Source organism: Methylophilus sp. Leaf414, from assembly GCF_001425425.1.
Classification (GTDB): Bacteria; Pseudomonadota; Gammaproteobacteria; order Burkholderiales; family Methylophilaceae; genus Methylophilus.
This window is the reverse complement of sequence record NZ_LMQQ01000003.1, coordinates 297,677-319,382: the sequence shown is the minus strand read 5'-3', so window position 1 is coordinate 319,382 and position 21,706 is coordinate 297,677. Positions and strand designations below refer to the sequence as shown.

At 45.7% G+C, this 21,706-nt stretch carries 20 protein-coding genes and 1 tRNA gene; 4 read left to right on the top strand and 17 right to left on the bottom strand.

All coding sequences use genetic code 11. The features are described 5' to 3' along the window. Positions 1-42: 42 nt before the first annotated feature. The 4 genes from ASG24_RS08425 to ASG24_RS08410 form a co-directional block, all read right to left on the bottom strand. Positions 43-1,047, bottom strand: a complete 1,005-nt coding sequence (locus ASG24_RS08425) for a hypothetical protein (RefSeq protein WP_055870161.1) — start codon at positions 1,045-1,047, stop codon at positions 43-45. A gap of 229 nt (positions 1,048-1,276) precedes the next feature. Continuing rightward, a complete protein-coding gene (locus ASG24_RS08420; protein WP_055870158.1) occupies positions 1,277-4,918 on the bottom strand; it encodes a TonB-dependent receptor domain-containing protein in 3,642 nt (1,213 codons plus the stop codon). Between the two features lie 312 nt (positions 4,919-5,230). After that, positions 5,231-6,214, bottom strand: coding sequence for a FecR domain-containing protein (locus tag ASG24_RS08415; protein ID WP_055870483.1), 984 nt, complete (start codon positions 6,212-6,214; stop codon positions 5,231-5,233). 23 nt (positions 6,215-6,237) lie between these two features. Further along, positions 6,238-6,741: an RNA polymerase sigma factor gene (locus ASG24_RS08410; RefSeq protein WP_055829076.1), complete on the bottom strand. Its 504-nt coding sequence runs from the start codon at positions 6,739-6,741 to the stop codon at positions 6,238-6,240. Positions 6,742-7,328: 587 nt separating this feature from the next. Between ASG24_RS08410 and ASG24_RS08405 the strand changes: the two genes are divergently transcribed. After that, positions 7,329-8,843, top strand: a complete 1,515-nt coding sequence (locus ASG24_RS08405) for an MBOAT family protein (RefSeq protein WP_055870155.1) — start codon at positions 7,329-7,331, stop codon at positions 8,841-8,843. A gap of 75 nt (positions 8,844-8,918) precedes the next feature. Beyond that, positions 8,919-9,905 (top strand): hypothetical protein, encoded by a 987-nt coding sequence (locus tag ASG24_RS08400; protein WP_055870153.1) that lies wholly within the window; start codon positions 8,919-8,921, stop codon positions 9,903-9,905. 572 nt (positions 9,906-10,477) lie between these two features. On the opposite strand, the gene ASG24_RS14950 is transcribed toward ASG24_RS08400, so the two are convergent. Both ASG24_RS14950 and ASG24_RS08390 read right to left on the bottom strand, forming a co-directional pair. Then, complete coding sequence (locus ASG24_RS14950) at positions 10,478-10,720, bottom strand: Arm DNA-binding domain-containing protein (RefSeq protein ID WP_369814176.1); 243 nt, start codon at positions 10,718-10,720, stop codon at positions 10,478-10,480. A gap of 122 nt (positions 10,721-10,842) precedes the next feature. Then, positions 10,843-10,927: transfer RNA gene (locus ASG24_RS08390), tRNA-Leu, on the bottom strand. Positions 10,928-10,980: 53 nt separating this feature from the next. Between ASG24_RS08390 and queA the strand changes: the two genes are divergently transcribed. Both queA and ASG24_RS08380 read left to right on the top strand, forming a co-directional pair. Next, positions 10,981-12,027, top strand: coding sequence for a tRNA preQ1(34) S-adenosylmethionine ribosyltransferase-isomerase QueA (queA, locus tag ASG24_RS08385; protein WP_055870147.1), 1,047 nt, complete (start codon positions 10,981-10,983; stop codon positions 12,025-12,027). A 69-nt stretch (positions 12,028-12,096) separates the two neighbouring features. Further along, positions 12,097-12,969, top strand: coding sequence for a hypothetical protein (locus ASG24_RS08380; protein ID WP_055870144.1), 873 nt, complete (start codon positions 12,097-12,099; stop codon positions 12,967-12,969). A gap of 59 nt (positions 12,970-13,028) precedes the next feature. On the opposite strand, the gene ASG24_RS08375 is transcribed toward ASG24_RS08380, so the two are convergent. The 11 genes from ASG24_RS08375 to ASG24_RS08325 all read right to left on the bottom strand — a co-directional run bounded on the left by ASG24_RS08375 (position 13,029) and on the right by ASG24_RS08325 (position 21,698). Further along, positions 13,029-13,631: a lytic transglycosylase domain-containing protein gene (locus tag ASG24_RS08375; protein ID WP_235562368.1), complete on the bottom strand. Its 603-nt coding sequence runs from the start codon at positions 13,629-13,631 to the stop codon at positions 13,029-13,031. A gap of 94 nt (positions 13,632-13,725) precedes the next feature. Continuing rightward, positions 13,726-15,435 (bottom strand): proline--tRNA ligase, encoded by a 1,710-nt coding sequence (locus tag ASG24_RS08370; protein ID WP_055870138.1) that lies wholly within the window; start codon positions 15,433-15,435, stop codon positions 13,726-13,728. Positions 15,436-15,528: 93 nt separating this feature from the next. After that, the gene (locus tag ASG24_RS08365) at positions 15,529-16,134 is read right to left on the bottom strand and encodes a hypothetical protein (RefSeq protein ID WP_235562358.1); all 606 of its coding nucleotides are present in this window, start codon (positions 16,132-16,134) and stop codon (positions 15,529-15,531) included. A gap of 4 nt (positions 16,135-16,138) precedes the next feature. Continuing rightward, positions 16,139-16,648: a TPM domain-containing protein gene (locus ASG24_RS08360; RefSeq protein WP_055870135.1), complete on the bottom strand. Its 510-nt coding sequence runs from the start codon at positions 16,646-16,648 to the stop codon at positions 16,139-16,141. Then, a complete protein-coding gene (locus ASG24_RS08355) occupies positions 16,648-17,526 on the bottom strand; it encodes a YgcG family protein (RefSeq protein ID WP_055870478.1) in 879 nt (292 codons plus the stop codon). Before ASG24_RS08355 ends, ASG24_RS08360 begins: the two co-directional genes overlap by 1 nt. A 6-nt stretch (positions 17,527-17,532) precedes the next feature. Further along, positions 17,533-18,126 carry a LemA family protein gene (locus ASG24_RS08350; protein ID WP_156376540.1) on the bottom strand — a complete coding sequence of 198 codons (594 nt, stop codon included), beginning with the start codon at positions 18,124-18,126 and terminating at the stop codon, positions 17,533-17,535. 112 nt (positions 18,127-18,238) lie between these two features. Continuing rightward, positions 18,239-18,859: a hypothetical protein gene (locus tag ASG24_RS08345; RefSeq protein ID WP_055870129.1), complete on the bottom strand. Its 621-nt coding sequence runs from the start codon at positions 18,857-18,859 to the stop codon at positions 18,239-18,241. Between the two features lie 42 nt (positions 18,860-18,901). After that, positions 18,902-19,363 carry a ribosomal protein S18-alanine N-acetyltransferase gene (rimI, locus tag ASG24_RS08340; RefSeq protein ID WP_229008457.1) on the bottom strand — a complete coding sequence of 154 codons (462 nt, stop codon included), beginning with the start codon at positions 19,361-19,363 and terminating at the stop codon, positions 18,902-18,904. A gap of 9 nt (positions 19,364-19,372) precedes the next feature. Continuing rightward, positions 19,373-20,074 carry a tRNA (adenosine(37)-N6)-threonylcarbamoyltransferase complex dimerization subunit type 1 TsaB gene (gene tsaB / locus ASG24_RS08335; RefSeq protein ID WP_055870122.1) on the bottom strand — a complete coding sequence of 234 codons (702 nt, stop codon included), beginning with the start codon at positions 20,072-20,074 and terminating at the stop codon, positions 19,373-19,375. Between the two features lie 57 nt (positions 20,075-20,131). After that, the gene (gene panB / locus ASG24_RS08330; protein WP_055870119.1) at positions 20,132-20,941 is read right to left on the bottom strand and encodes a 3-methyl-2-oxobutanoate hydroxymethyltransferase; all 810 of its coding nucleotides are present in this window, start codon (positions 20,939-20,941) and stop codon (positions 20,132-20,134) included. Between the two features lie 118 nt (positions 20,942-21,059). Beyond that, entirely contained in the window at positions 21,060-21,698 is a 639-nt protein-coding gene (locus tag ASG24_RS08325; protein WP_082488035.1) for a deoxynucleoside kinase, read from the bottom strand. Positions 21,699-21,706 lie beyond the last annotated feature (8 nt).

Genomic DNA, 21,706 nt, shown 5'->3' with positions numbered 1-21,706 from the left:
ATTTAAAAAGGCAATGGTATTTAGCCATTGCCTTAGTGAGATTTAGAATGTGCTACCAGCAACTGGCGCAGGATTAGCGTTCGTACCGGAAGGTAGGAAACCATCAACGCGCACTTCGATAAACTGCTGACCAGTGCCTTGCTCTTGCCAAGTGGAGCGCAAACGAATCGCGTTAGCTGTGGCAACAGGTGCAGCAGTTGTGCAGGCTGCTCTAACATATACAGCTGGTGACGCTGGGCTGGTGCTGCCGTCGTCATCTACACTATTTGCATCAGTTGTAAATTCAAGCCAGTTGGTATCAAGATTTGCAGTTTGTTCAGCAGCAGCTGGCACACCTAATGCAGATACATTTTGACCGTTAATCGAAGCTGTTGAACCTGGCGTTAGTGGTAAATTGTAATATCCAGGCGCAAATGTACCTGACCCTAAACTAACAGCCCTATGCTGTACTGAAGTAAATGTCCTACCAGCACGATACACCACGTCAGATCCAGCCAAAATTCGAGCATATGCAACACTTACATTCCCTGCTGATGAAAACCCAGCACGAGCGATACCATTTGCTTCAAATGTCTGGGTACCAGGGGCAGAAACATTGTAATCTGTGTTAGTTAAAGAAACCTGTGCCCCATAAATGCACTCTGTACCTGCAGCATTACGAAACACAACGTCTTGCAATGTACCTATTTGAATTGAGGTACCACCAGTCAATGTATTGTTCATATTAACTGGACGGTTTGCGGAAGCCACCAGTGAAAACCCAGATACAGGTGAAATCAATATTGAGGAGGGTGCTGGAACTATTGCGCAGGTATTGTTAGACGTTGTGGTTGGAGCAACTGCACCAGTAGAAAGAGAGCCATAATTACCAGTACCATTACAAATTTTATATGGGGTAGTACCTCCGGTTGGCTGATGGGTACCGGCACCTGTACCAGTTACAGAAAATCCAGTGGCAGGAACACTTTCAAATCCCAAAGCTAAAGCCAAAAGTGGTGCAGTTGCTAAAGAGCTAACAACAACAGCGTTAAGAAGCGTATTTTTCATTTTAATCTCCAAAGAGTTACAATACGCAGGCATTTGTGGCTGCCTGAATCACCAATTCACCACAACGAAATTAGTTCCTCGTGAGTTCTAAACCGGTTGTAGCTGAATTCTTTGAAAGGCAGTTCACAAATGCCTCCCATTCAACGATGTTCATTACTGTTAAACATCGATAAGTTACCCAATTCTTCCACCTATACCACTGGGATTTTTTCCTGATATTGATTCAAAATTAATCTGGCACGAAATGCCAATTCAAACTAAACCAAATTCCGCGTGGCGCACCTGGTGCGATGAAGTTGGTACTCAGCCAGTCTCCTGAGTTATGGTTATATCCATCCGGCCCGATTGCACCGTTAATACTTGGGGAGAAAGGATTACGTCCTAAGCGCCCTGCACTGAAGTACTCTTTATCTAGCAAGTTGGTAACCAACAAAGTAGCTGTCCACTCTTTGGCTAATTTATAGCTGGTTTGAAAATTAAGCGTTGCGTAGCCTGCAACTTTGCCGGGATTCGATGTAGGCTGTCGAGCTACTTGCAACGTTTGAGTGCCTCCATTGATTGGGTCCGGCACTTCATAAGAAATGAACTGAGTTACACCTTTGCGATGCTCATTATTTTCATTGCCGCGCACAAAACTCTCTGAATGCGCTACCGCGGAGAGGCCAACTGTCCATTTATCAGTGACATCGTAAGTTAGGTTTGCATTTAAATTATGCAATCCCACTCCTGGCATTTTATTACCCGGCCTTACTGTTATCACGCGTGGAGTTGCTTCACCAGCTTGACCTGTACCAAACAACTCATTCGGGACACCACTACTGTTATCGTTACTAGCCATTTGGAAAGTATCTTGAAATGTTGCGTCAGTCATGGCGTAATTGACTTTAAAACCTAATCGGTCCACTTTACCGCCTATACCCATCTCGATTCCTTGACGACGAGTTTCACCAATAGTGTCGAAAAAGTTTCTATTACCTGGAAAAGTAACTAAATAAATATCATCCTTGAGATCGGTACGGTAGGCTCCAATATTCCATTCAATGTTATTACCCCATTTGCCTCTGAAACCTACATCGTAAGTAGTGGCAATAATTTGTGGCAGATGCGGATCGCCAGATAGTGCACTAGGCAGCGAACAAGAACGATTTTCAGCAATACTTTTAAAAACTTCTCTTGGAGTACCGTCGGGATTAGAGCCTATTTGAACGGGTGTTCTATCTAATGCGCAACCTAGTTCAATAACACTTGGAACTCGAGATCCTTTAGCCCAATTGCTGTAAAAGTTAAGATTTTCATTGGCTTGCCAGCTAACGCCTAAAGAAGGATTTAAAGAGTAGTAATTAAACTTCTCAGTTTCAGCCGGATTTAACAGATTAAAAATTTCCGGAACACGGTATCCAGTTGGGCAGCTTTGTCCAGGATTGCAAATATTATACTCATCAGGATTGCCGATAATTTGATGTAGATTTGCAACACTAAACCCATAAGAACGCGACGCCAGAACATTCTTTACACTGGTCATGTTATATCTCAGGGCTGTAGAAAAATGTAGGTTATCTATTGGCGACCATGTCTCACTTGCATAAATACTTTTTGTAGTAGAGGTGCCCTGAAAATTATTGTTGAAAATTTCCATATCAGCAGCTAGCAACCCATCTAATGCCTGATCTGGCGCCAGATAAGCTTTTCTTTGCGCATCAAAAAAACCCAATTGCTGACCACCCACATAAGTAGTATCTGCCGCATCAATCGAAGCACCGATCATGAATTTATGATGATCAAGGTTCCAATTAAACTGTAGTGAACCACCATCGATTTTTTGGTCGATACGTGTGTTGGTAATGACTGCAGTTGGCACACCCTCAACTAACCCAGTACCGTTAAATTGAGCGCCGTCATATTGCTTTGCAGTGCCATCTGGATTGGTATCATTTACGCCGCCTGTTTGGGCCAGTGGATTAGCTGCTTGTCCATCCGAGCATTCCTGAGCATTGGTAGCTCTCTCTGTCAAAATAACATTTCTTACCAACCCTCCGTTACCATCACTGCCGTAGTAATAATGATTAATACCCGAAATCACATCCACAGGGCCAGGAAGTTGTGGAATAGCTGGCTTTTGAGCAGTTTCTATATAGCCATACTCAAAAAAACTGGTCCCATCAACTATTATTTGTCCCGGCCTATTCGGTGGATTGTATGTGTTTTGGGCACCCGCTGCCTGAGGAGTGTATAATTGTGACGCTCTCAAATTCTTATAATAATCAAAGTTATATTTTGCGTATTGAACAAAATCATCAGGTAAATCTGCATTTCTTGCACTGGCTGGCAGTACACTTAAATCTGCAGGTTGACCAAAATAAATTGCATCAACATAAAGTTTGACCTGATTGTCCCCAAGATAATATTGGTTATATAACTGCTGATCCTGAGCTGAAGCATTTGCGGGATCAAATGTCATCATTATGGCTGCAGTACCAATTCGATCAGGATCTATATTTCCTGGAAGTTGCAGAACATAGTAGTTTGGCAGACCGTACTTAGTTGATTCATATAAGCAAGTATATTGAGCACCAGCAGTTAGGTTTCTAATGGCTGTTGAGTTTCCATATTCCGTATATACGTCTGCTCCAATCTGATGCCGCTTACTGTTTCTTCGATAAATTTGACCAGTTACCGTAAAGGTTTCAGTGGCAAAAAAACTACCAGAAAGTTGATATTGGTCCAGCTTGTTTTTGGTTCTATCAGGAGCGGTAAATACACCGTCCCTATCTTGCGCATACATCTCAAGTGGTAAGACGCCATTACCAACTAAATTTGTTTGTACGAGAAGCGTGCTTAAATTCAGATCTAACTTGTCGCCTCTGTAGCTGGCTTTACTAAAAAACTGATTGACTCTACTAGGTGAATTCTTCCGCCACCCATCCTCCAAAAAAAAGTTGCCAGCACCAAATAAGCCTATAGTTCCGTTGTTCCAGCCGCCTTCAAGCTGTAATTGTTTTCGGCCAAATGACCCAGTCAAAATATCTGCATCAACACCCGGATTATTAAAACCATCTTTGGTTTTTAGTGAAAATGCTCCGCCTAAAGTATTCAAACCAAAAATTGGATTTGAACCAGGGAAAACATCGACGCTAGCAAGCGCATTCATGGGAATCATGTCCCAGTTCACAATATCCCCGAATGGCTCGTTTACTCGGATGCCATCAATAAACACACTCAAGCCTTGTGGCGTCCCAATCTGAGGGCCCGCAGTAAAACCACGGTATTGCACATCCATCTGAAATGGGTTGCCCTGGTAATCATTCACCGTTACTGATTGCAGCTTGCGATTCATTAAATCAGTCAGACTTAACGAATGCGCTTCTTTAATCTCTTTGGCTGAAATACTTTGGACATTGCCGGGAATTTCTTCTTTCGTTAAGCCCAATCCAGGGAGTGGTCCGACTTCATAAAATCGCTTAGCCCGAACCTCGACCTTGTCGAGCTGTACGGTTTTATCTTCTTTTTTTTGGGGAGCCTTTTGAATATAGACACTGTCCGCTTCTATTTTTGGAGCTAAACCAGTGTCAGTCAGCATGCGACGCAAAGCTTCCTGGCGCGTCATGCGTCCACGCACTTCTGGCGCAGTTTTGCCAGAAACCAGATCATTAGGGAAAGAGATGCTCATCCCGGTTGCCTTGCCTAAAGCATGCAATGAATTAGCCAATGGCTGCTGTGGAATATCAATATTGACCGGTACACTGAATGTCTCCTCTTGCTGTTTAGGCACTTGTGTATTCAATGCTTCAGCGCAGGCAAACTGCACTGACATTACCCCCCAGACTGCAAACAGTGTGTACATTGCACACTGTTCAAATTTGTTGATTCGCATGACCTAAATCTCCCTCTGTATAGACTCATCTTTGGGAGAGATAAAAACCTGACGTCGTTTACCTATCTTTACATTTTTGGGTAATTAAGGATCATCTTGAACGCGAATATACATTCCAAATTTATTGAGATAGAGAATTGATTAAATTAAGATTTAATCAAGAATTGGATGAAGATGTGAGGGATGCAACCGAGAGGTGTATTGCAAATAAAAGCAACCTAACTTACTTGCGCAAATTAATGAAAGACGGCAGTAATACAGGTGAATGTAGAGGTGTTGCGGAGAAGTGCCCGAAAAGGCACCTGAGCTGAATTAATGTTTACTGCTAATCAATGTGTATTGTGGCGTTTCTTTGATAGACACTTTTGCAATATTGGGTAATCCACGCAGGAACTGCTCAATATCCCGGATATTAATATCGGCTGAAATATTACGAATATCCTTGCCGACTGCACGCACAGGTTTTTGTCGGTAGCGTGAGACTGTCGTCGCGATTTCATCGATATCGGCACGATCAAATACCAGCCTGCCATCGAGGAAGGCAAAGGCATCAGATGCCGGGCGGTTCACCAGCACTGTTGCACGATTGGGATAAACTTCTACCACTTGACCATTGGTGATGATGCGGGTTTCGCTGACAACCTCTTGCTCACCTTCTTCTACTTTTGGTTCTACTTTCACAGTGCCGTGATCAACACTCACACGCACCAATTGATCCAGGCGATTCACAGCGAAGCGAGTTCCTAATACGGTAACTTTTGCAGTGTCTGTTTCTACAATAAATGGGCGATCAGGGTCTTTAGTGACTTCAAAGATGGCTTCGCCCTCCCTGAGTAACACATGGCGTTCATGTCGATAGTATGTGACTTCCATATCACTTTTGGCGCTCAGTGTGACGCGGGTACCGTCATCCAGTGTTTTATGGGCGATCTGCCCGACCGGGTTTTGTGCAGCTAGCTGCATGACAGGTGTGGCTTGCCAATCAAGGTATTGTTGGTGGAAGACAAAGCTCATGATGCACAGCAAAGCAACCATAAACAACTGGCCGACACGGCGCTGCTTGTTTTTCCGTTTCGCTTCCTGCGCTAGGAAGGCATGCTGCTCTGCTTCATCTGCAAGTGAGGACAATGAGTCTGGCGAACTCATTCTCTGCATGGCACGCGTGATACTTTCATACTCGGAAGCATGCCGAGGATCATCGGCCAGCCAGCGCTCAAAGTCTTCACGCTCTGGTGCGCCTTGTGAATGCTCGCGCATCCGCAAGTACCATTGTGCTGCAACTTCGCTGACTGTCATTTGTTTAAGCATTAGGTGAGTATTTAATGTGCCATTTTTTGTTGAAACGCCCGGATGTCGAGCATAGCACGAATAAGATGTTTTTCTACCATGCTAGTGCTGATCCCCAGGTGGGTAGAAATGTCGCTTTGTTTCATTTCATCCACATGGTAAAGCCAGAACACCTGGCGGCATTTCTTTGGCAGCAAATCCACAATGCGTTGCAGGTTGTAAAGCATCTGCCGTGTTTCATAAATATGCTCTGGCGAACACTCCAGGATCAGCGCAGTTTCATCTATCTGGTCTTCTTCAACAAACCGGGTCCTGTAACGGTATTCATCAACCATCAAATGGTTAACAATGCCATTCAGGTAAGCCTGTGGCGACTCATCCCTTGCCGGATGGCTCGAAACGGCAAAATATACTAAAGCATCATGCAATATATCTTTTGCACGCTGTACACAAGCTGTACGCCTGCCGATGCGTCGCAGCACATCCGTATATGCCCATTGCAAATCAATCCCAGACCATGCCAACGTATCGCTCATATTTCCACCCACCACAAATTTTTATTTCAGTGAATTAGGTGCAAAACACGTGCCATTACATTCATTTGCAATAAGAGACTGATTCTCAATTAGAAAAATTATTGCTAGGGAATTTTTCCCGATTAAATTCAGGCTGAATACAACCATATTTGTGGAAATTGGCTATTTATAACCACAAAAAGGCAAAAGTGGTTGCGCGGTAAAAACGATCAACAGACTCCGCCAACACCAATTAAGCTTTACATTGTAGTTGCTACAAACGTAAAAAAAAATGCCTTAAATCAATGATTTAAGGCATTTTCAGTGTTGCTTATACATCTTATGGTGCGGGAGCCTGAACCGAATGTTGCGCTACAAGCCAATACGAATGAGATTGTTCTCATTTAAGAAAACATAGTTATACATAAAACTATACATTTTGCAATTTACTTACATCCAAAATAACTAACTCACCAGCTGATTTAATCGATTGATTAGTAATCTTATTAACAACGTGACTTTCAAATTACCTACATGAATCGATTAAACATCTAAAAGCTCACTCAATGTTACAATTTTGTTAGCTGAAAATTTAACAAAATCAAAAAATGCTATTCAACTCATATATTTTCATTTTCGCCTTTTTCCCAATAGCTTTCATCGGGTTTTTCTATTTAGGAAAGTATGGTCAATCAGTTGCAAATTTATGGCTTGCAGGTATGTCACTGTTTTTTTACGGCTGGTGGGATGAGCGATATTTGGCTTTGCTTTTAGGATCAATCTTATTTAACTTTTCCGCGGGTTATTCCATACATTTTTTCAATGCTATACGGAAGAAGAGTTATGCAAAACTTTTATTAATCGTTGCAATTATCTTAAACCTACTATTGCTCGGGTACTACAAGTACGCTGGATTTTTCGCCCTTTCTATTAATCAAATTTCTGGATCAATCTTGCCAAAACTTGACATCATTCTTCCCTTAGGAATTTCATTTTTTACGTTCACGCAAATCGCCTTTTTAGTCGATACATATCAAAGAAAAATTAAGGAATTCAACTTTATTAACTACACATTATTTGTTACTTATTTTCCTCATTTAATAGCTGGTCCAGTGTTACACCATAATGAAATGATGCCTCAGTTTTCTAAGCCAGATGCAAATAAAATTAACTCCGATAATATTTCAGCAGGTTTAAGTATTTTTGTAGTTGGGCTTGCAAAGAAAATTCTTGTTGCTGATTCATTAGCAAATATTGCTACGCCAATTTTTACTTCTGTGGCATCTGGATCTGAACCTATGTTAGTTGAGTCATGGCTAGGAGTAATTGCTTACTCGTTACAGTTATATTTTGATTTTTCAGCTTATTCGGAAATGGCAATTGGTATCTCGTTGATGCTAAATATACGCTTACCCATAAACTTCAACTCTCCTTACAAGGCTAGAAGCATAATAGATTTTTGGCGACGTTGGCATATGACACTTTCACGCTTTTTACGTGACTATCTTTATATTCCGCTAGGGGGGAATCGAAAGGGACAAACTAAAAAATATCTATTTATGCTAATTACAATGGTAATTGGCGGCTTGTGGCATGGCGCGGGCTGGACTTTCATTATATGGGGCGGGCTTCATGGTATTTATCTGATTGTTAATCACCTATGGAGAGGCTATAAAGAAAGTAAAAATTTAAAATATGTCGGGAAAACTAGTTATTTTTTAGAAGTATCCCTTACTTTTACAGCGGTAGCAGTAGCTTGGGTATTTTTCCGAGCCGACACCCTATCTTCGGCCTTTACTTTACTACAAGGCATGGCCGGAGTGCATGGCCTGATAGACAACTGGATTCCTGTAATAAAACAGCTATCGCTTGTTATTCCTTGTTTAGTCAGTGTGTTTTTACTACCGAATGTTTTAGAAATATTTAAGGAGTTACATCCTACTTGTGATGAATTAAAGGAATCAACAACAATTAAACCGTCGAATACATCATCAAAGATTCTAGAATGGATAAGGTGGCGGCATACGAAAGTACAAGCTATATTTTACGGGTGTGCTTTTTTTATATTAATTCATTCTATGCAACACAATACTGAATCAGAATTTTTGTATTTCCAATTTTAAGTAATGAAATTTCATCATCTATTTTTTATCTCTACTCTATCATCTGCAATTATTTTTTTTGTAGCAGCTTTGATAATGATCGGCGCACCTATTCGATCCGAGTATTGGGTAAATGAAATGCTCATAATAAAAAAGCACTTAGTTAAACAGCTTGAAGGCGAACCCAAATTAATCATTGCGGGAGGTTCAAGTCCCCTTTTTGGAATTGATGCAGAATACCTAAGTCAACAACTAAAAATGCCAGTTATTAACTTTGGTTTACACGCAGCATTACCATTAGAAAAGATTCTTAAGGAAGTAAGCAAAATAGCAAAAACCAATGACTCAATAGTCTTGCAATTAGAACCTGGGTATTACAATCGCATTCAGAAACTTGATACTTGGCAAATTGAAAATGTCATTGCGTGGGATCATTCTTTTTGGGAAACGATGTCTTATCATGAAAAAAAACAGTTTCTGACATCAATTCCCCTCAGCACTTTTGGTGAAATGGTTATGGCAACTGTAGCGAAAGAAATTTTTCCATCAATCATTAGAAAGCGTCTAAATGCCCTTGATGCAGAGTATGTCATATCCAAGTTCAATAACCGTCCACCTCCCTCTAGCTTTGAATATTCAGCCTACAACCTTAATAATTATGGTGACATGACAAAAGCAGAAGGTAGTCTTTATCAGGGAATAGAGGGAGACATTCATAATCCAAGTAGTCTATCCGATTTCACTTCAAAGCAATTAACAGCATTTGTGAAAGAAATGAAGCTTAAAAAAATTAAAGTTTATTTTGCTAATGCTCCATATTTAGTTTCTGAGTACAATCTTGATGAATTAAGAGCTAGCGAAGCTCTTTTCTCGAAGGATTTTGAAAAGATTGGTTTCTTTATCGATAAGAGAGAAGATTTAACATTTGGAAGGTCTTTCTTCTTTGATACAAACTTACATTTAAATACTCAAGGGCGTTCCTTAAGAACGGAGTTATTGATAATTTCACTCCGAAACAAAGCGCCAGAGATCACTAACTACGCCGAAAAGAAAAACTATAACCTATGTAATCTGCCTAATTAATCTACTCGAACTGCAATGCAGTTGGATACTTCGATTTATCAAAGATAAAAATTGCTTTCACTTTAGCCTCAGATAGACCAAAACTAATATTATATTTAGGATAATTGTAAATACGCCTGAGCTTATCTTCACTGGTTTTGATGTTGGCTGCACTTCCAAATGTGCTCTCAATTTCATTGACTGTACTTTTACAAGTTATCCCCCCAAACATTTCGTATAAATACTCATCTTTAGTACATACATGATATTTATCTATTTTATTTGATTATTTTTGAGAGAAAGTCTGTTGTTTCCATATGTGAGAGTTTCGGTTTCTCCATGGGAAACACTTTCTTCCGGATCACCTTTTCTAAACAATAGTTCGTCCTTTGTCCAAGAAAGCTGAATTTTAGAGTTTTAACCAGCGTTTAACGCACTGCTGGTGACGTTCTGATTTACTTTTATTGTGGAGTGCGTGCCATTCAGTGGCCACTACTTGAAATGCATTTGAAGATTCGAGCTAAGCTTTCTGCTTTTGCTCTTTTCGATCTTGCCCAGGGTCGATATCTTTCGCCACCAGCGCACGTGCTTCATCACGTTTTTGCTCTCGCTTGCTGCAGTGTAACTTCTGGATATGTACCAAAAGACATCAGTTTAGGTTTGCCTTGATGGCGGTACCGAAAACGCCAGCCTTTAGCACCCTTACTCGTCATCAGTATGGATAGGCCTTGACCGTCTGTGATCGAATAATCTCTCAGCTGGTTTAGCGTTGCGGAGCTGTGTATCAGTGAGTGCCATATGTATAACTTTCGGCTGTATAAGTTTGTTAGACACAAAATTATACATGAAAAATGTATATGTCAAGCGACGTTATGATATGAAAAAAGGCCTAGATTTTCATCTAAGCCTTTGATTTTTATTCGTTTTTCGTCTTTTGATACTGCTTGAGACTATATTATGGTGCCGGGAGCCGGAATCGAACCGGCACGCCTTGCGGCGCTGGATTTTGAGTCCAGTGCGTCTACCAGTTCCGCCATCCCGGCATGGGATATAATGTTGGACAACAAAGAAGCTATTATAACCATATTTTTGATTTATGAGAACTCTAGATTTCGATTTTCATCTCCCGCAGCACCTGATTGCACAACATCCTTTACCCAATCGTACACAAAGCCGCCTGCTGGAAGTAGACGCAATTGCAAACACCATCCGGGACAATTTTTTTCGCCAGATCAGCGATTATTTTGAAGCTGGCGATGTGTTGGTGCTTAACGATACCAAAGTGATAAAAGCGCGGTTGTTTGGACAAAAAGCCACCGGCGGAAATATCGAGGTGATGATAGATCGCGTTTTCAATACCCAGGAAGCTTACGCGCAAATCAAAGCCTCCCGCTCACCAAAAGCGGGCAGCCTGTTGCATTTGGCTAACAGCTACCAGGCAGAGGTATTGGGGCGTCATGCCGATATGTTTCATATCCGGCTGCTTGGCGATGAATCGTGGTATGACTTTCTGGAGCAGCATGGTCAACTGCCATTACCGCCTTACATTGAACATGCAGCCGACACGGCTGATGACACTCGCTACCAGACGGTATTTGCCAAACATGAAGGCGCAGTAGCTGCGCCAACAGCAGGCCTGCATTTCGATGACGAGATGTTGAGTGCACTGAGCAACAAAGGTGTGCATGTATGCTATGTCACCTTGCATGTAGGCGCAGGCACTTTCCAGCCGGTGAAGGTAGATAATATTGCCGAGCATCACATGCATAGCGAGGTGTATCACCTGCCTGAAGAAACCATCGCTGCGATTCTGCATGCACGTGAAGCCGGCAAGCGCGTGACTGCAGTTGGCACGACTTCATTACGCACGCTGGAAAGTGCGGCGCGTGCGGATAAACTTTTTGCCCACCATGGCGAAACCGATATTTTCATCACACCTGGATTTGAGTTTCAGTTGGTCGACCGCTTGATCACTAACTTTCACCTGCCGAAAAGCACATTAATGATGCTGGTTTCTGCCTTTGGCGGTTATGACTTACTGCGTCGCGCTTATGCGCATGCCATTCAGGAATCTTACCGGTTTTTCAGTTATGGCGATGCCATGCTGATTACGCGTGCACCACATAATAAAAAGAAGCGTTAATCAAAGCTGCATTAAACTTGCCGCTTAAAATAGCGTCTACCTAACACCCATAAACAGGATCACGGAGATATGCAATTGAATAAAAAATTACTCAGCGGTTTGGCACTGCTATGCCTGTCGCTTACCAGCCAGGCGGAAATTCTGCCGGAAGCAGAAGTCGGTATTAAAATCCCGCTCAGCAAAAAACCAACCACACGCCCGATGACTGTCGCTTATCTGCCCGGCAACCAACACTACTACATTGCGGATGGTGGCCTGGCGCCTATGGGTAGCGAGTTTGAAGCGCCCATTTCAAAATCAGAAGTGCATGCTTATACCGCTAATGGCCAATACGTGAATTCAGCCAAGCCGGGGTTTGATAATCGCTCACTGTATTACAACGCCAACTCAAACAAGCTTGAAACCATCACTTACAACATTTCTACAGCCGCTGGTTTTTCACCTAACACCGGTATCTTTAGCCTCGACGTGGACGACAAGGGTGAAGTGCTCACGAGCTCTAATGAGCTTTACCAGTTCAATCCTGCGTTTGGTGATGCGGGCACGATGCCGAGCTACGACCCGGCAACCAATCACTATTATGCTAAACAGGAACATGGCAACCTGGTGTTTGTGGTAGATGCGAAGCAGCGCGAAAAGCTTAAAGAAATCAAGCTGGACTATAGCAAAGCGCAAGTGGTTTACGATGACGTCAGCGACCATTTTATTGCGTTTACCGGTGTTGCGGGTAACGAACTGGCATTGCTTGATGTTGACCACAAAGCAGTGCTGATTTTTGACCTGAATGGTCAGTATGTCGGTAAAAGTGCGTTGCCTAAAACCATGAAGCTGCGCTCACACAACCATTTCAATGGCGCCGGTTACAGCAATGGCATGCTGTTTGTGTATCACGAGAACGAAGGCGAGTTTGGCACTTATTACGGATTCAAAGTAGTGAAGTAGCCGTTTTAATGAATAAAAAACCGCGCAGCAGCGCGGTTTTCTATTCAATCAATCATGCCTTATTGGCTGGCAATATTCATTTTTAGCGGAGAGTCATAATGCCAGTGATTGCGCCAGGCACCCACCACCAGGTTAGGGTATTCCGGCTTGCCTAGGCTGCCGTTGTAGCGGCCTAGTGCACGGTAATAATCACCGCGCTCTATATCCAGGTAGTGACGCAAAATCGTACAGCCGTAACGCAGGTTCAAGCGCATATCAAAGAGGTTATGTTCGTTGGCGCCTATGCTTTTTACCCAGAACGGCATCACCTGCATATAGCCACGGGCCCCTACGCTGGAAACAGCATATTTCTTGAAACCGCTTTCAACCTGGATCAAGCCCAGCACCAGCTGCGGATCCAGGCCCGCGCGCGTCGCTTCATAATGCACTGACTTTAAAAAGTCTTCGCGGTATTGTGTATCCGGCATGCGTTTTGTTAACCGCACTGACATTTCCTGCAACCATTGCTGTGCGGTTTGCTCGGTATCGAACAGCAAGCGAGGTGCTGCCACATCGCTGACTGACTTTTGCATCACAGACTTGACGCTATTGGCTAACGGCTCTTCTTTCTGGTTACCGGCCAGGGTGATTGACGACCAGAACAACAGGCCGGTCAATATCATGGCAGCAGGTAAAAAGCGTGGTTTATTCATCTTGCCTATTCTATGCAATAGAGAAGCGATCCAGGCGCAGAACAGAAGCAATAAAGCCTTCTAGTTAATGCCCAAGTTTGTCACGTAAAAACGCAACACTGTCAGCCACTTGCAAGTTTTGTGCCTCGGCATCGGTACGGCCTTTGTATTCCACTTTACCTTCGGCCAGGCCACGGTCACCAATCACAATACGATGCGGGACGCCCATCAGGTCACTTTCAGCAAACATCACGCCCGGACGCTCACCGCGGTCATCCAGCAACACATCCACACCTGCCTGCTGCAACTGCTTGTACAAATCAAACGCTGTTTGTTTCACTACATCACTTTTATCCAGGCCAATCGGGCAGATCACCACATCAAACGGCGCCATGCTGCGAGGAAAAATAATGCCTTTGTCATCATGGCCCTGTTCAATCGCTGCGCCGACAATCCGTGACACACCAATACCGTAACAGCCCATTTCCATCACTTGCGATTGCCCGTTTTCGTCCAGGTAAGTCGCCTGCATGGCCTCGGAATACTTAGTACGTAACTGAAAAATATGCCCGACTTCAATGCCGCGACACAAACTCAGCGTGCCTTTGCCATCCGGGCTGGCATCACCTTCTACCACATTGCGGATATCGGCCACGATGACAGGCTCTGGCAAATCGCGGCCAAAATTGACTCCCGCCAAATGGAATTTAGGCTTGTTTGCGCCGCAGACAAAATCGCTTAACACTGCCACTGCCCTGTCGGCAATCACGCGCACATTGCCATTGACGCCGACCGGGCCGATAAAGCCTGGCGGGCAGCTTAAATTAGCGCGAATTTCTTCTTCAGTCGCCAGGCGGAAATTTTGTACGCCCTCCACTTTGCCGAATTTCACTTCGTTCAACTGGTGGTCGCCACGCAGTAAAGCCAGTGTGAATACTTCATCAACCATTAAAGCGACAGACTTGACCGTTTTAGCCACTGGTACTTCCAGCAGTTTAGCCACGTCTTCACAGGTGGTTTGCTTAGGGGTATCGACTTCACGCATGGCTTCAGTGGCGGCCGGGCGGCTGGTATTCGATATTGCTTCAGCCATCTCGACGTTAGCCGCATAATCAGAGTCTTCACAGTAAGCCAGGGCATCTTCGCCGCTGTCGGCCAGCACATGAAACTCTTGCGAACCATCACCACCAATCGCGCCGGAGTCGGCTTTTACTGCGCGGAACTTGAGTCCTAAACGGGTAAACACATTGCTGTAAGCGGTGTGCATGCTGTTGTAAGTTTCCACCAGGCAATCAACGCTGGTATGGAAAGAGTAAGCATCTTTCATCAGGAATTCACGGGCACGCATCACGCCGAACCGCGGACGGATCTCGTCACGGAATTTGGTCTGGATCTGGTAGAAATTCAGCGGTAATTGTTTGTAGCTGCTGATTTCCTTACGCGCGATGTCAGTAATCACTTCTTCGTGTGTCGGGCCAAAACAGAAGTCACGTTCGTGCCTGTCCTGGATTTTGAGCATCTGCGGGCCAAACACTGCCCAGCGACCGGTCTCTTCCCATAATTCTTTAGGTTGCACGGCTGGCATCAGCAATTCCAGTGCGCCTGCCTTATTCATTTCGTCACGCACGACATTTTCTACTTTACGTAACACGCGCAAACCCAGTGGCATCCAGCTATAGAGACCGCTGCCTAACTTTTTGATAAGTCCGGCCCTGACCATCAGTTTATGGCTGATCAGTTCGGCATCTGAAGGGGCTTCTTTTTGGGTAGCAATGAAAAATTGTGATGCGCGCATAAGAATGGAGTTCTAACAGAATTCTAAAGGCCGAATTCTAGCCTTAAATGCGGCGCTAGTCAGCAAGTAAACAAGTCAGCAAATAAGCCGGGGTTATTCTCGATAGTGAATCGGGCTGTCTTCAGGAATATAGCCATCTTTCCATTGCGCCATCGGCACGATGGTCGCGGCATGACCATTATCGTAAAACCAGCTGTCGACCGCAAACTCAGCCTGGGTATCATTCTCGCGAATAACCGCAGTGCTATGTGGCCAGCCGGTAAAGAAGAATTTGCGGGTGCGGGTATCCTGAATGGTGTGAAAGCGTATCAAGCCCGCCTGCTGCATCAAGCGCATATAGGTAGTGCTATTAATGGCCTCATCGTTACAGTCTTGCTGGTGCTGGTAATCGCTATTGCCAAAGGTACCGGCGCGATCAGCAGCAGTGCCGGTTTTGGTGCCTACGATATCTTCCAGCATGCCGATGGCTTCGGCTATCTGGATGCGTTCTTGTTCAGCGGTTTCGGGGAGGGGAGAGAAGATTCGTAGTACATGATCCCACTCGGATTCAGCCAGTTGTAACGTATCTGAATGGGTGCAGCCACCCCCCTGGCAGATTTCAAATGCTGCCAGGCTGGGCTGGTTGTGGTAGATGCGATAAATATCTTTTAAATCAGCCTGCGCTGTGCCTGCCGCAATCAGTAATAAACCGCCCGACAAAACACTAGAGCACCAATACGTGATTGCAAAGCTCGTTGCGCGGAGTCGCTTGAGGCGGGAAGTATTCTGCAAGATGATCGCCAATTGCGGTAATGCCGTGTGTAACGCCTTGTTCAAACTGCCCACTTCTAAACATCCCTTCCATTTGCTGGCAAATATGCTGCCAACCCTGCGCTTGCACGTGCTTGTGTATGCCACGGTCAGCGATAATCTCTACATCCTTGTCCGCCAGCATCAGGTAAATCAGCACGCCGTTGTTCTGTTCAGTATCCCAGATATTCAGTTGACCGAACAGTTGTATCGCCCGTTGCCGTGGCGACACGCCTTGCATGATGGCAGAAAGCGGCAGGCCGGACTCGATCACGACACGGATTTCACCAGCATGCAAATGCTCATTCGCTGCAATTGCGTGTTCGATATGTTGCAACGCAGCCTCAGAGAAATGGCGTTTGACCTGCCATGGATGGCTGGTGAGATGACGGAAGAAACGTCTGAATGGATGTACGGGTTTCATTACCAATCTCCTGATGCGCCACCGCCACCAAAACCGCCACCACCGCCGCTGAATATATCGCGGCCGCCGCCTCCACCGCCGAAGCCGCCCGGGAATCCGCCTATCGGCAAACCACCCTGACCGCCGCCCATGGCCAGCGTGAAGATAAATGCGGCAAGGCCAACCAGCCCCATGACCAAAAGCGTTGCGCCCAGGAAACCAGCGAGTACAGCTAAAGCACCACCAGTGAGGGCACTACCAAAAAACGAGCCAAGCATGCCGCGCAAAATAGCGCCAAGAAAAATGGCGGCAAACATCAGGATAGGCAGCCAGTGCATCAAGCCCTGTTGCCCTGCCGCCGCTTGCGCTTTGGCAGGGGACGGCAATTGTTCGCCCTGGATTAGTTTGATCAGGGTATCTGTCGCCACATGCAGGCCCTGGTAAAATTGGCCTTGTTTGAATGCAGGGCTGAGCTGTTCAGCGACAATGCGCTTGGCGACCGCATCCGGGATAGCGCCTTCAAGCCCATAACCGACCTCAATCCGCATTTTACGGTCTTGTTTGGCGACAATGACGATGACGCCATCATCCTGTTTTTCGCGGCCGATTTTCCAGGCATCAGCCAGGCGGATGCCAAATTGCGCGATATCTTCCGGTTGTGTAGTCGGCAATATCAGCACGGCAATTTGCGAACCGCTCTGTTGCGAAAACTGCGACAGTTTTTCGTTGAGCGCTGTCTGCTCCTCTGCCGATAGCGTCTGCGTCAAATCAGTGACAGCGGCGCTTAACGGCGGAATGTCGACCAGACCTTTGGCGGCATGTACACTGGCACCAGTCAGCAACAGGCTGCAAAGCAGCAGCACACGCAACCAAACCGACAGCATCAACTTCAAAGCCATCAACAATTACTTATCGCCAAAATCTACTTTTGGTGCAGATGAAATCGCTTTTTCATTCTCTACCGTAAACGATGGTTTAGGCTGGTAGCCAAACATCATCGCGGTCAGGTTGTTGGGGAAACTACGCACCGTGACATTGTATTGCTTCACCGCCTCAATATAACGGTTACGCGCCACACTCACACGGTTTTCTGTACCTTCCAGTTGCGCCTGCAAATCACGGAAGCTGGCATCCGCTTTCAGGTTAGGGTAGTTTTCAGACACCACCATCAGGCGCGATAACGCACTGGTCAACTGGCCTTGTGCGGCCTGGAATTTGGCAAACGCTTCCGGGTCATTCAACAATTCAGGTGTCACCTGCATGCTGCCTACTTTGGCGCGCGCTTCAGTAACTTCAGTCAGCACTTTTTCTTCATGACTGGCATAACCTTTCACGGTAGACACCAGGTTAGGCACCAGATCGGCACGGCGCTGGTATTGGTTCAATACTTCAGACCAGCTTGCCTTGGTTTCTTCATCCAGCGATTGAAACTGGTTATAACCACAGCCAGAAAGCATTAACACTCCAGCTAACAACACAACCTTAAATATTTGACGCATCGTAATTTTCCTCATTGAATAGTTTTGATTTATATGGGGGCCAGATCCCTGGCTACAACTAGCTGAGTTTTATTTTTTCTGCGGGATTGATTGTGCTTGCTTCGCAACCAGCTTACTTTTCGGCCAGTAGCAGACACAAATCATGCCAGACTTCTTTTTTTAGCAAAGGATTGGCTAGCATGGCATCCGGATGATGCGTAATGACGTAGCGCATATCATCGTGCGTGAATAACTGGCCACGTATAGAAACGAGATCCAAGTGATTGGTTCCCAAAAAGGCATTGGCGGCTTCCAGGCCAAACAAAACAGCAAACCGGCTTTGTACTTGCGCAACTTTAAACGGCTGGTGAGAAACGTGTAATTCTTCAGGAGCCAGCTTCAAGGCACGCACGATATTTTGCAGTAAAGCTTGCGCAGCAGCGTCATCAACTTTTGGGCACATTAAACACCAGGGGGATTGAATCAGTGGCGCAGGCGCAATTTCCGGTTGCTTGTTTTCAGGAATCTCCGCTATCGGCGCAGGCTCACTGTCAGCCCTCAGTTCAATGACTGGATCAGCGCCTATGGTTTCAATCAAAACCTGACTGCTTTGTTCAGTGAGCGATTCTATAGAAACTTCAGGGGAAGCTCTAACTGTAATTGCCGGCAATGTGCTTTCCGCTACTGGCGTGCGCAACCGCCAGACAGGCAACAACTCCAATTCCCGCAATATATCTTCGCGCCCCAGACTCACGGCATGCTCCTGTTTTGAATATCTCTCGTCAATCTTAAGCCCTTATAAGGCGAGCCCCATCAGCACGGCATCTTCACGCCCTGACTTGGTCGGGTAATAATTACGCCGAATGCCCATTTCACAAAAACCCATCGTCTCGTATAAAGCAATCGCTTTGGTATTGCTTTCACGCACTTCAAGAAACATATTAGCCGCAAGCCGATGCCTGGAAATTTCTATCATATGCGCAAGCAATGCTCTCCCCAACCCCTGCCCCTGATGCGTTTGTCCGACACTGATATTTAACAGGTGCGCTTCATCCAGCACCATCATCACCAATGCATAACCTATGATTTCCCCGGACATCTCCATTACCCATGCGCAATAGCCTGAGTCCAGAGAGTCCTTGAAATTACCGTAGGTCCACGGGTGACTGTAAATTGTCGGCTCTATGCGGCAAACCGCGATCAGGTCTTCGTAAGACATGAGCCGGAATTGTGGCTGGTATTGAGGTAATGCACTCATTGATCTACCCTACAGTGTTTGCCCTTGTGCGCGCTCATCAGCGGTTAATGCGACGCGGTTACGTATATAAAGCGGTGCGGCCTGTTGCGCAGACTGGGTATCTCCCGCAATAAATCCGGGGGTTGCAATCATTAGCATGGCCTTGGCTGTAGGCATGATTTCCGCGTGAATGTGGCTTATCTGCTGAGTATATTGTGCTGAGAGCACTTCACCAAATACAGCCCAGCCAGAACCTGCCGCCAACCAGCCATCACCCGCAATCGCTGGCACCTCCTGCGGCTTGCACACCACTGGCGGCGAAACCTCTAGCCAGCCATGCTGTTGTTTGATTAACGCGGCATGGTATACCTCGCCCATCCGGGCATCCAAACACACCAGCACTTTTTCAGCCCCGGTTTCCAGCCAGGCTGCTTGCGCCACCGCCTGCACAGAGCTCACCCCAAACACAGGCAGGTCAGCCCCGAAAGCCAGACCCTGGGTGACGCCTACCGCTACCCGTACGCCTGTGAAAGCGCCCGGACCGGTGCCATAGACAATACCATCCAGTTCGGCCAGTTTTGCACCGGCTTTTGCCAGCAAACGCTGAATTTCGGGCAGGATACGTTGTGAAGCTGCAGGCCCTGTCGCTTCATGGAAAGAAGTAAGGCCAGCTTCGGTTTGCAAGGCCAGTGAGAGGAATTCGGTAGAAGATTCGATGGCGAGTAATTTCATGATAATGATTGTTGATCAAACACGATTTGACATCATCGGTAGAATCAATGAATTCTTTTAATAGCTATGCTGCGCGGCCGGAAACTCACCGCATTTCACAGCTTGAACGTAATTTATGATCGCTTTCTCTATGTTACCAGTCTGGCCCAGGAAATTTTGTGCAAACCTGGGCGCTTTATAATCTTGAGGATTTTTTTCTGCCGGCCCTGTATAAATACCCAATAAATCCTGCAACACCAGCACTTGGCCACTACAGCCTGCACCAGCGCCAATGCCAATGGTAGGGACGGAAATAGTCTCTGTAATGTGGGTTGCCAATGCTGCCGGCACCATTTCAAACAGCACCATGCTTGCTCCAGCCGTCGCCATCTCTTGCGCATCTTTTAATATCACCTGGCCTGCTGCTTCAGTTTTTCCCTGGATTTTATACCCACCGAGTTTTTCTACCGATTGCGGTGTGAATCCCAGGTGCGCACACACAGGCACACCATTTTCAACCAGGTAGCGGGCAGTTTCCACCATGTGACCACCACCTTCAATCTTGACGATATGTGCGCCAGCCTCAATCAAGGCCTGTGCATTTTGCAGGGCATCTGCGAGGTCATGCTCGTAACTATCAACCGGCATATCGCTCATGATCACGGCACCAGGCGCTCCCTTAGCCACAATACGGGTGTGATACAGCATATCTTGCATGGTGACGCCCAAAGTACTGTCACCTCCTTGTATGACCATTCCTAATGAGTCACCTACCAGCAGCATGTCCACACCGGCCAAATGCATCAACTTGGCAAAAGTAGCGTCATAACATGTCAACATGGCGATTTTCTCGCCGGACATTGCACGTGATAAGAGAGCGTTTAGCATAATTGGAAGAGACTTTTAAATTGCTTGTACCGGATAAAATCCAGAACCAGCGGAACATGTATTACATGAGGATGTTGAGCACCGCGCAATACAGGAGTTTGCACGCAGATGCATTTAATTAAAAGTTAGGATTAAAGTATTCGCGGCTGCTCTTGATCTGGTTGATCCGCTCAATCAGCAAATTGAAAGCTTCCGCGTCTTTAATGATATTGAGCTTTTCATTGTTGACGATCAGCAAGGGCGATGCGTCATAGGTATGAAAAAACTCACTGTAGGCTTCGGCCAGCCGGGCAATATATTCGCGCGGCATATCCTGTTCGTAACTGATGTTGCGCTCTTCTATCCGGTCAACCAGCGCATCGATAGGTGTTTGCAAATACACCACGAGATCAGGCTTGGGCGCTTTGAGTTGCAGGTGCTGGTAAATCTGGTGATACAGAGAGTACTCTTCATCATCCAGATTCAGGCGTGCAAACAGCGGGTCTTTTTCGAGGAAGAAATCAGATACGGTTGGCTGGCCAAACATGTCGCGTTGTGCCATGTCTTCAATCTGGCGTGAACGCTGGAACAGGAAAAACAGCTGCGTCGGTAAGGCGTAACGCTGGGCATCCTGGTAAAAGCGGGTCAGGAAAGGATTGGACTCAGCTTTTTCGGATAGCAGTTCTACCGAGAACTTGTCTGCCAGCATGCGTGCCAGCGTAGTCTTGCCACTGCCTATCGGGCCTTCGATTACAACATAAGGAAAACGGGTAAACATTGTTATTG

What these genes read in the sequence shown, in the direction of transcription:
- ASG24_RS08350 (WP_156376540.1), bottom strand. Translation starts at nt 18,126, where the DNA reads ATGCGTCAAATATTTAAGGTTGTGTTGTTAGCTGGAGTGTTAATGCTT.
- ASG24_RS08360 (WP_055870135.1), bottom strand. Translation starts at nt 16,648, where the DNA reads ATGAAACCCGTACATCCATTCAGACGTTTCTTCCGTCATCTCACCAGC.
- ASG24_RS08425 (WP_055870161.1), bottom strand. Translation starts at nt 1,047, where the DNA reads ATGAAAAATACGCTTCTTAACGCTGTTGTTGTTAGCTCTTTAGCAACT.
- tsaB (WP_055870122.1), bottom strand. Translation starts at nt 20,074, where the DNA reads ATGAAATTACTCGCCATCGAATCTTCTACCGAATTCCTCTCACTGGCC.
- queA (WP_055870147.1), top strand. Translation starts at nt 10,981, where the DNA reads ATGAGAACTCTAGATTTCGATTTTCATCTCCCGCAGCACCTGATTGCA.
- rimI (WP_229008457.1), bottom strand. Translation starts at nt 19,363, where the DNA reads ATGAGTGCATTACCTCAATACCAGCCACAATTCCGGCTCATGTCTTAC.
- ASG24_RS08405 (WP_055870155.1), top strand. Translation starts at nt 7,329, where the DNA reads ATGCTATTCAACTCATATATTTTCATTTTCGCCTTTTTCCCAATAGCT.
- ASG24_RS08370 (WP_055870138.1), bottom strand. Translation starts at nt 15,435, where the DNA reads ATGCGCGCATCACAATTTTTCATTGCTACCCAAAAAGAAGCCCCTTCA.
- ASG24_RS08415 (WP_055870483.1), bottom strand. Translation starts at nt 6,214, where the DNA reads ATGACAGTCAGCGAAGTTGCAGCACAATGGTACTTGCGGATGCGCGAG.
- ASG24_RS08325 (WP_082488035.1), bottom strand. Translation starts at nt 21,698, where the DNA reads ATGTTTACCCGTTTTCCTTATGTTGTAATCGAAGGCCCGATAGGCAGT.
- ASG24_RS08355 (WP_055870478.1), bottom strand. Translation starts at nt 17,526, where the DNA reads ATGGCTTTGAAGTTGATGCTGTCGGTTTGGTTGCGTGTGCTGCTGCTT.
- panB (WP_055870119.1), bottom strand. Translation starts at nt 20,941, where the DNA reads ATGCTAAACGCTCTCTTATCACGTGCAATGTCCGGCGAGAAAATCGCC.
- ASG24_RS08380 (WP_055870144.1), top strand. Translation starts at nt 12,097, where the DNA reads ATGCAATTGAATAAAAAATTACTCAGCGGTTTGGCACTGCTATGCCTG.
- ASG24_RS08400 (WP_055870153.1), top strand. Translation starts at nt 8,919, where the DNA reads ATGATCGGCGCACCTATTCGATCCGAGTATTGGGTAAATGAAATGCTC.
- ASG24_RS08375 (WP_235562368.1), bottom strand. Translation starts at nt 13,631, where the DNA reads ATGATATTGACCGGCCTGTTGTTCTGGTCGTCAATCACCCTGGCCGGT.
- ASG24_RS08410 (WP_055829076.1), bottom strand. Translation starts at nt 6,741, where the DNA reads ATGAGCGATACGTTGGCATGGTCTGGGATTGATTTGCAATGGGCATAT.
- ASG24_RS08420 (WP_055870158.1), bottom strand. Translation starts at nt 4,918, where the DNA reads ATGCGAATCAACAAATTTGAACAGTGTGCAATGTACACACTGTTTGCA.